General features: G+C 63.2%; 12 protein-coding genes and 1 pseudogene. 8 read left to right on the forward strand and 5 right to left on the reverse strand.

Annotated elements, in window-relative coordinates:
- The first annotated feature begins 49 nt into the window (after nt 1-49).
- A complete protein-coding gene (locus tag ASG92_RS29275; RefSeq protein ID WP_200952004.1) occupies nt 50-361 on the forward strand; it encodes a hypothetical protein in 312 nt (103 codons plus the stop codon).
- Entirely contained in the window at nt 358-747 is a 390-nt protein-coding gene (locus ASG92_RS30460) for a helicase associated domain-containing protein (protein WP_056630725.1), read from the forward strand. The genes ASG92_RS29275 and ASG92_RS30460 overlap by 4 nt, the downstream gene beginning before the upstream one ends.
- Nucleotides 748-773: 26 nt before the next feature.
- On the opposite strand, the gene ASG92_RS16955 is transcribed toward ASG92_RS30460, so the two are convergent.
- Nucleotides 774-1,298 (reverse strand): hypothetical protein, encoded by a 525-nt coding sequence (locus ASG92_RS16955; protein ID WP_157372269.1) that lies wholly within the window; start codon nt 1,296-1,298, stop codon nt 774-776.
- 547 nt (nt 1,299-1,845) lie between these two features.
- Nucleotides 1,846-2,097 carry a helix-turn-helix domain-containing protein gene (locus tag ASG92_RS16960; protein WP_056630731.1) on the reverse strand — a complete coding sequence of 84 codons (252 nt, stop codon included), beginning with the start codon at nt 2,095-2,097 and terminating at the stop codon, nt 1,846-1,848.
- 148 nt (nt 2,098-2,245) lie between these two features.
- On the opposite strand from ASG92_RS16960, the gene ASG92_RS16965 reads away from it, so the two are divergent.
- Nucleotides 2,246-2,638 carry a hypothetical protein gene (locus tag ASG92_RS16965; RefSeq protein ID WP_056630734.1) on the forward strand — a complete coding sequence of 131 codons (393 nt, stop codon included), beginning with the start codon at nt 2,246-2,248 and terminating at the stop codon, nt 2,636-2,638.
- A gap of 161 nt (nt 2,639-2,799) precedes the next feature.
- On the opposite strand, the gene ASG92_RS16970 is transcribed toward ASG92_RS16965, so the two are convergent.
- Nucleotides 2,800-2,988 carry a hypothetical protein gene (locus tag ASG92_RS16970; RefSeq protein WP_056630737.1) on the reverse strand — a complete coding sequence of 63 codons (189 nt, stop codon included), beginning with the start codon at nt 2,986-2,988 and terminating at the stop codon, nt 2,800-2,802.
- 291 nt (nt 2,989-3,279) lie between these two features.
- Here ASG92_RS16970 and ASG92_RS16975 point away from each other — a divergent pair, with 291 nt between their 5' ends.
- Entirely contained in the window at nt 3,280-3,666 is a 387-nt protein-coding gene (locus ASG92_RS16975) for an FtsW/RodA/SpoVE family cell cycle protein (RefSeq protein ID WP_056630740.1), read from the forward strand.
- A gap of 45 nt (nt 3,667-3,711) precedes the next feature.
- Here ASG92_RS16975 and ASG92_RS16980 read toward each other — a convergent pair whose 3' ends face one another.
- A complete protein-coding gene (locus ASG92_RS16980) occupies nt 3,712-3,996 on the reverse strand; it encodes a GlsB/YeaQ/YmgE family stress response membrane protein (protein ID WP_056630743.1) in 285 nt (94 codons plus the stop codon).
- 272 nt (nt 3,997-4,268) lie between these two features.
- Nucleotides 4,269-5,285: an aldo/keto reductase gene (locus ASG92_RS29915; RefSeq protein ID WP_240987175.1), complete on the reverse strand. Its 1,017-nt coding sequence runs from the start codon at nt 5,283-5,285 to the stop codon at nt 4,269-4,271.
- Nucleotides 5,286-5,466: 181 nt separating this feature from the next.
- On the opposite strand from ASG92_RS29915, the gene ASG92_RS16990 reads away from it, so the two are divergent.
- The 4 genes and pseudogenes from ASG92_RS16990 to ASG92_RS17000 all read left to right on the forward strand — a co-directional run.
- Entirely contained in the window at nt 5,467-6,543 is a 1,077-nt protein-coding gene (locus ASG92_RS16990) for an alkene reductase (RefSeq protein ID WP_056630746.1), read from the forward strand.
- A 123-nt stretch (nt 6,544-6,666) separates the two neighbouring features.
- On the forward strand, nt 6,667-7,343 hold a 677-nt coding region (locus tag ASG92_RS16995; protein ID WP_240987176.1), incomplete at its 3' end, for an SDR family oxidoreductase.
- Between the two features lie 43 nt (nt 7,344-7,386).
- Nucleotides 7,387-7,533 (forward strand): hypothetical protein, encoded by a 147-nt coding sequence (locus ASG92_RS28425; protein WP_346763001.1) that lies wholly within the window; start codon nt 7,387-7,389, stop codon nt 7,531-7,533.
- A gap of 231 nt (nt 7,534-7,764) precedes the next feature.
- Nucleotides 7,765-7,947: pseudogene (locus ASG92_RS17000) on the forward strand (NADP-dependent oxidoreductase); the annotation flags it as partial.

Below are 7,947 nucleotides of genomic sequence, written 5' to 3' on the forward strand. Positions count from 1 at the left end.
GAGGCGCATCGCGCCAGATCCTGAATGGGTGCTGATGTACAAGCGTGGCATGGCAACGCAGAAGATTGCGTCGGCCGCCGGTGTTGCCGGGTCGGTAGTCCGATACCACCTGGCCATCGCTGCCAAACAAGATCCCGGCATCAGAGAAGAACATAAGGCGGCACTCCCTGTATCCCCACAGCGTCTGACAGCGGCCGGCCGGTGGAACCTGGAAGACGTCCTCGCCTTCTACAAGACCGAAGGCCGGTTGCCAATCTTCAGCCGCTCGGCCCGCGAAAAGGCGCGGTGTGGCTGCATCGACGCCGTAAGGACGCAGCGCAGGGCACCCTCTCCCCTGCCTACGCTGACGCCCTGGACGTGATCCCCGACTGGCGGAAACCATCGACAAAACAGGCTGACGACGAAGCGCGCTGGACGCAGCGCCTTACTGAGGTCGCTGAGTACCGGGCTGCCGGCAACGATTGGCCCCGGCACAACAAAACCAACGACCCGTTAGAACGAATGCTTGGCGTGTGGCTGCACGTCCAACGCATCAACGACCGCGCCGGCAAGCTGGAACCCGCCAAGAAAGACCAGCTGGACAAGGTAATCCCGGGGTGGCGGCAGGGCAGGGCCAGGAGAGGTGCTAACAGCCGGATGATCAGGCAGGTCGTCTGCCTTAAAGGGGGCCAGATGAACCGGTGGTGGGAGGGTCGAAATCGAACAGATCATGAACCTCGCTCCACTCTCTGCCGAGGGGTTCTGTAAGGCTTTCAGGCATTGCTGTTCCCACATCAGCAACATAAGCCCCCGGCAATTTGGGGTGACCATTCGGTTGCAGTCACGCTGACGGGTTCGGTGAAGAGATTTTCGGAGAGAGCCAGTAGTCCATCAGCTACAAGCCGCTCGGTCAGGTGCAGGGCTTCTACCGCGGCCAGCATCTCGCTGCAGACTGTCTTTGTTGCATTCAGCAGCATCTCTTCGGCGCTGATGCCGGCACCGTAGGAACGGCGCAGCTCATCCTCGTGCAACAGCTGACCGTAAAGCCAGGCACCGGCGACTTCCTTGTTGGTCATGCTCGGTCCGCTTCGCGGCTCGGTCGGGCGACCTTTCGGGTAGTCGGGGTCGGCAGCCCGGAACTTTGCCCTCAGTCCCTCGATCTCCTTTTCTACGCTGGCGGAGGCCGCCGCAGCCTCTCCCAGTGCGTTGAGCACTTTGTCGTAATGGACGCCATCGCTGAACAGAAAGACGGGACGCACTCGGGCCGCCGCTGACTCGACCTGCTCGGTGGGGAGTAAGGGTGCAGGCACCATAGCCACAGCGCGCTCCCCTGTCGCCGCGTTATGAGTGATACGAAAGGACATAGTCCAGGCAGCGTGCTTCTCCAGAGTGCTCTTTGTCAGCCGCCAAGGAATGCTTCTGGACCAGCCGTGCGCGCAGTACGAACCGGGAGATTGTTCGAAGGGCTGCGGCTTTCCTTGAGTCGTTTTCCATGTATTCTCCTGTCAGCCTCTCTTGTTCTTGCCGCCAGCTGTGAACATCTCTACCCGGGCCACGTGTTCCTCCGTCAGGTCCCTGCCAGGGTCTGGCTGCTCCAGGTCACCAGCTGGTTGTGTTCATTGGCCGACTTCCTCGGGTCCGGTCCAAGAACATCATCGACACACACAACCGAGTCCCAGTCAGCTTCCCCGGTGGCTCCATCCTGTACAGCCTCCGGTTCTCCGACGTCGGTTTGGGCGTCGGCACGTCCGCATCAGCCTGCCGGAACACCACGGTGACCCGCAGCGGACCTCCTGAACGTCACCAGCCCAGACCCAAACGCACCCCAGCTCGTAATTTTGACCGTCAGGCCTCACCAGTGAACGGCTACTCACCGTCTGACTCCCCTTCGTCTATGAGCTCACCGGCGGCGATGCGTTCGGCTGTACGCCGGTAGGCGTCGGCGATGTAGTCTTCGAGATCCTGGAGGCCGATGCGCCAGAGGCCGCGGCCGCCCACCTGGATGGCGCGCAGCTCTCCGCTGGTGATCAGCCCCCGGATGAGGCTCGACTTCACGTTGAGCTCTTCGGCTGCCTGCTCGACGGTCAGGAAGCGGCGCTGTGAGGGTTGATCTGTCACTGCACCATCCTATGGGCGCCAGTCAGTTAGGTCAGGGTTGTGCTCCTGGTCTCATCAGCCAAATCTAGGAGGCCTTTCAAACCAGTGCGGTGAGATCCTATCTCCCGTACGATGAACGCGTCTTATCACTCTGGTCTTTGGGGGAACCTTGAGTTATCCGGAATACCCGCAGCAGCAACAGCCGCGCGTCTTCGATACTTCGTTCGACTACAAAACCGACACTCCTGCGAGGACCAGGCCTGACGCCGGCCAGGACAGTCAGAAACTGCGGGCGGACCACGAGCTGCTGTGGACCAAGGAGCTGCGCTCCGGGGCCCTTTTCGCCCCGCGCATTTCATCAGCTGGGCCGAACGAGTACCTCATCTTCACCGACGCCTCCGGGGCGAGGCATTGCTACGGCAGCGACGCCATCGCCAGCTCATACACCAGCTGGGCGAGGCCGAATACGAAGCCGAAGTCGAAGGCTCTGGTTGACGCCCGGCCATCCGGAGCTTTGGATTTGCGGCTTGTTCCGCTCCAGGACACGCCCACTCTCGTCTGAGGGCCTTATGAAAAAGCAGGAGCGCCCCCTCAAATACGCGTACTCCCCGACCCCCGCAATGAGTGGTGCGAGCCGCGTTCCAAACTTTTGCTCGGCCGGCGGTCCGGACAGACATGAAGGAGGGGCAACTCATTTCAGCCGCCCCTCCTTCATGTCTTGGACTAGACCTTCTGGCCGGTCCTGTCAGGAGCCTTCTCGGGTTCCTTGACTGTGAACTCCCTGCGGCGCCATGGGAAGGCCCAGAACTTGAAGTCCTTCGCTTTCACCCGGCGCTCCAGGCGCTTGTCAGTTTCCCGTGTGGCGTCTTTCCTGGCGTCACGACGGAACTCCTTGCCGTACGAACCGCACATCACTGACCTCCTAAAACGGTGCCCTCTAATCGTCCTCCGATAGGTCGCCCCGGTCGAGAGCCGGGCGATCCTTTCATGGTCCCTCGGAGCTGATCCGCGGCCGAACATGGTGCGTCCCTGTTCAGTCGGACGGCGTGCTTCGATGGTCCCCTGACGGCCCCACCAGTAGAAGCCGTGCAGGACCTGGCAAGTACTTCGTATGCCATCGGCGGTCAGCTGTAGTCGTGCCGGAGGACGGCACGGAGCCGGGCGGAGCGGGAGCCGATCCGGTTAGTCTGGCCAGCCTGGTGCTTGCGGGCCTTCTGGTCCACGATCCTCGGCGAGGAGCTCGGCCTGGCCGGGACGCTGATAGTTCTGGGGCTGTTCACAATTCTCGCCATCGCGGTCTTCAAGGTCCCCGCCAGAACCCAGGACACGTTTGCGCGCATCGTCTCCTCCAGCGTGATCACCTGGATCATCGGCCAGGCGGTCGTCAACACCGCCATGGTCAGCGGGCTGCTCCCCGTCATCGGCGTGCCCTTGCCGTTCATCTCCTACGGCCTGCTCCCGATGGTCTCCTCCCTAGCCGGCATCGGCATGATCCTGGCCGTCACCCGCACCGAGACCAGGGCGCTCCGATCATGGAGACGGCCCCGGTCCCCCAAGTGGCAGCCGGTCAGCGCCCCCTACCTAACTTAGCGTGGCGGCGCCGCGGCGCAGCCGCTGCCGGACCGCCTGGGCCCTTCAGAGCCTGCGCCGGGAAAAGATCCCCCGCCTTCCGCCCGTCGCGGCAGCGAAGATTCCCAAGGCGATGACGGATCCCAGGATGGCCAGCAGCCAGGTCCGGAGGTTGAAGAAACTTCCGAGGCCGCCACCAAAGATGAGAGAGCCGATCCACCCACCGAGGATCGCCCCGACCACGCCCAGAAGCAGGGTCATCAGCCACCCGCCGCCCTGCCGGCCAGGAAGGATGGCCTTCGCGATCGCTCCAGCGATCAGGCCGAGAACGAGAAATCCGAGGATTCCCATGACGCACTTCTTTCTAGTCAGTCAGCTACAAACCGGCCATCACCGGCCATACTCTGAGTATGGTCAGCGTGCTTCGCATCTGACAAGCATCCTTGGTTGGTCAAGGAGTAAGCCGCCGACCGAGACGCCAGCGGGAGCAGGCCGTAGGAGAAACACATGGGCTTGGACGCGACAAGATCGAACTGATGCCCCGCTGACGCCTCAGTCCCGGGCGTCTTCACCCATCTCACCAGCAGCGATGCGGTACCGGCTGCTGGTTGCCCGAGTAGGGTCTATGCCCCGGTGAGAGCAGACGCCGGTTCCACCGTTTCGGTGAGAGCAGAAGCAGGGTAGACCGTGTAGGTATACGAACCGTCGGAGTTCTGGCTCAGCAAGCCCGTGAACTCCGTGGGCTTCGGGTCGCCCAGCGCCAACCCGCCATCGGAGTCAAAGTTAAATTCCTGCTGATCGGACTTGTCGGCGACCGTTAGGCGCGCTATGAACTGCCCCTGCCTTCCGTTGCAGCCGTGGCCGTCGGTGCGGAGGTAATCGAGTTCGGCGACGGCCGGACGGGACAGCAGCCAGGCCAGCGAGACCTGCTGCATCCCCAATCCCCACTCTCTGGCCAGGCAATCGAGCTTGCGGGCGACGGCGATCTCGGACTCGGTGAAGCCGGGGCCACCGTAGCGCTTGCCCCCGGCGATCGGGCGGTCCAGCACGGACAGGTCGGCCAACAGCCCGCCATGCAACGGCGCGTAGGGGACGACCGACAGTCCGAACCGCACGCACGCGGCACCCAGCTCCCGCTCGACGCTTCGGTCCAGGAGGCTGTACATCACCTGCGCAGCCACGGGGGCGGAGGCCAGCCGGCGGTCATCGGCGATCCACAGGGCCTCCGCCATCTGCCAGGCCGGATGGTTGGACAGTGCGACGTAACGCAGTTTTCCCTGACGGATCAGGTCGTCGTAGACGGCGAGCGTCTGCTCCAGCGGCGTGTTCGGATCAGGGAAATGCGCGTAATAGAGGTCGATGCGGTCTGTGCGCAGCCGGCGCAGGCTCTGCTCGACCTGCTGGATGCCTTCCGCGAGAGCGGCCTGATCGTAGTCGTGCGTGATCGCTCTCGATGCCCCGCAGTCAGCCGTCAGCCGTGGACGCCGCTCCAAGAGTGTCCGACCGCCGAGCCCGGACCCCATGCGCACATCCAGCCCTCGCAGAGAAACGCCCTTGTTCCCAAGCAACTGGGTGAGTACCATCCGATCCTGCTGCACGAATCCGCCGAACACGATCGGAAAGCCCGGTCCGACGTGCAAGATCGGCAAGCGATTCGCGCAGCGGGGTGCCCTCGGAATAAACTATGACTAGGCTCAGTTATGAGTATAGTCACCATTGATTCAGGTTCAAAAGTGTCTGCGCTCATTGTCTTACGCGGAAGCACTGCGTGCCGCACAGTGGTGGTGCTAATGACCCATCGAACGCAAAGGACGAACCCTCATGATCTTGTCTTCTCTCTGGCAACCCTTCACCCTTGGCCGCTTGGACCTTCCCCACCGACTTGCGCTGGCACCAATGACCCGAAGCCGTTCCAACCCGGATGGTACGCCGGGCGACCTGGCCGCCGAATATTACGGGCAGCGCGCGTCCCTGGGGTTGATCATTACCGAGGGCGCACAGCCGTCGGAAGACGGACAGGGCTATCCGAACACGCCGGGGATCTACACCCCTGAGCAGATCAAGGGCTGGCGAAAGATCACCGACAAAGTGCACGCCGGTGGTGGGGCGGTGTTCATCCAGTTGATGCATGTAGGTCGGATGTCTCACCCGGACAATACCCAGCACGGCCGGCTGCCGGTCGCACCGTCGGCGGTCTCGGCCGACCAGGAAATATTCACGCCAACAGGATTGCAGAAGACGCCGACGCCGCGGGAGCTGAGCCCGGCGGGTATCCAGGCCACCGTGGCTGAGTTCCGTCACGCCGCAGCTTCTGCCATCGCCGCCGGCGCTGACGGAGTCGAAATCCACGGCGCAAACGGCTATCTTTTGCACCAGTTCCTCTCCCCCAACGCCAACCACCGCACCGACTCCTACGGAGGATCGGTAGAAAACCGGTCCCGGCTCGTGATCGAGATCGCCCAGGCTCTGGCCGAGGAAATCGGGGCGGACAGGGTTGGCATCCGACTCTCCCCCGCCATGCCCTTGGGCGGAATCGACGAGGGCGACACCGAGAGCGTGCGCGCTCAATACCGGCACCTGGTCGGTGAGCTCGCCACCCTGAACCTGGCCTACCTGCACCTTCACCATGTGGGCGACGACGAACTACTCCGCTCCCTCAGGGATGTATGGCCGACGGCGGTGCTCGTGGTCCGTTACGGACGCAACCGTGAACAGATCGCCGGCGACATCGAGGCCGGCCTTGCTGACATCGCCCCGCTGGGCCGTTTTGCGCTGGCCAACCCCGACATCGTGGACCGGCTGCGTGGGGACGCCCCGCTGAACGAGGTGGACCCAACCACCCTCTACGGCGGCGGCGCCTCCGGGTACACCGACTACCCAGCCCTCGCCCACGCCTGATCAGGTGCCCTTAAACCGCCCGACCTGGCTGCCCCCTCGGGGCCAGGGCGGGCGGCCCCTCAACCATCAACACCACCCGCGCCGACCGGTGCGGATGTATCCCGCAACAAGAAAGTTCGTGAAATGCCCTCAATTAATGGAGCAGTCGTCCTGGTCACCGGTGCAAACGGTGGCATCGGAACGCACTTCGTGCACGACGCCCTCGCCCGCGGCGCCAGCAAGGTCTACGCCACCGCCCGCACCCCCCGCACCTGGGACGATGAGCGCATCATCCCGCTCACCCTCGACGTCACCGACGCCGCCTCCATCCAGGCAGCAGTCGAAGCCGCCGGTGACGTCACGGTGTTGATCAACAACGCCGGAGCGTCCGTAGCCAGCGCGGGCATCCTCACCCACACCGATGAGGAAATCCGGACCAACGTCGAGACGAACTTCCTCGGCCCGCTGTTCCTCGCCCGCGCATTCGCACCGATCCTCTCAGCGAAGGATGAGTCGGTGATCATCGACATCCACTCCGCCATGAGCTGGTACGCGGTCGGCGGTATTTACAGCGCCACCAAGGCCGCCCTCTGGTCCGCTACCAACTCGCTGCGCCTGGAACTCGCCCCCGAAGGGGTGCACGTGGTGGGCGTCCACGTCGGGTACGTTGACACGGCGATGGCTGCGAACGCCACCGTCCCCAAGATGGACCCGGCCGATCTCGTCCGCACCGTAATGGATGCCGTCGAAGCCGGTGAGTACGAGGTTCTCGCCGACGAGACATCCGTCCAGCTCAAGGCCGGACTCAGCGCTCCCATCGANGGAGAAGTGGTTCGCCCAGGCTGATCCCAAGTTTGCCGAAAGATGGACCCGGCCGATCTCGTCCGCACCGTAATGGATGCCGTCGAAGCCGGTGAGTACGAGGTTCTCGCCGACGAGACATCCGTCCAGCTCAAGGCCGGACTCAGCGCTCCCATCGAGGCTCTCTACCCGCAACTCACCCACAAGTAAGCCAGGAGAAAACGATAGTGCCGTGGTCATGACTCAAGTTCATGACCACGGCACTACAAACCCGCAGCATCGAACCGGCATGGCCGACTACGAGCAGGCCAGGACCATGACCATCCGGATACATAGGCACCTTGACAAATATCTGAGTGCACTCAGAATTGAATGTATTCGGTATTGAGTCGGCCCGGCCCAACCGCCCCACCAACACCCTCATAGAAGGGACATCACGACATGCGAGCGTTCGTCGTCACGAAGTACAAGGAGCCGTTGCGCGAAGCGGAAGTCGCTGAGCCGACCGTCGGCGAACGCGACGTGCTCGTGCAGGTTCAGGCAGCGGGCCTGAACCAGTTGGACGAGAAGATCCGCCTGGGTGAGTTCAAGCAGATCCTCCCCTACAAGCTCCAGCTGATCCTC

It is taken from the genome of Arthrobacter sp. Soil736 (genome assembly GCF_001428005.1).
In the GTDB taxonomy this organism is placed as follows: domain Bacteria; phylum Actinomycetota; class Actinomycetes; order Actinomycetales; family Micrococcaceae; genus Arthrobacter.

What these genes read in the sequence shown, in the direction of transcription:
- ASG92_RS29275 (WP_200952004.1), top strand. Translation starts at nt 50, where the DNA reads ATGGCAACGCAGAAGATTGCGTCGGCCGCCGGTGTTGCCGGGTCGGTA.
- ASG92_RS16970 (WP_056630737.1), bottom strand. Translation starts at nt 2,988, where the DNA reads ATGTGCGGTTCGTACGGCAAGGAGTTCCGTCGTGACGCCAGGAAAGAC.
- ASG92_RS16980 (WP_056630743.1), bottom strand. Translation starts at nt 3,996, where the DNA reads ATGGGAATCCTCGGATTTCTCGTTCTCGGCCTGATCGCTGGAGCGATC.
- ASG92_RS16990 (WP_056630746.1), top strand. Translation starts at nt 5,467, where the DNA reads ATGATCTTGTCTTCTCTCTGGCAACCCTTCACCCTTGGCCGCTTGGAC.
- ASG92_RS28425 (WP_346763001.1), top strand. Translation starts at nt 7,387, where the DNA reads ATGGACCCGGCCGATCTCGTCCGCACCGTAATGGATGCCGTCGAAGCC.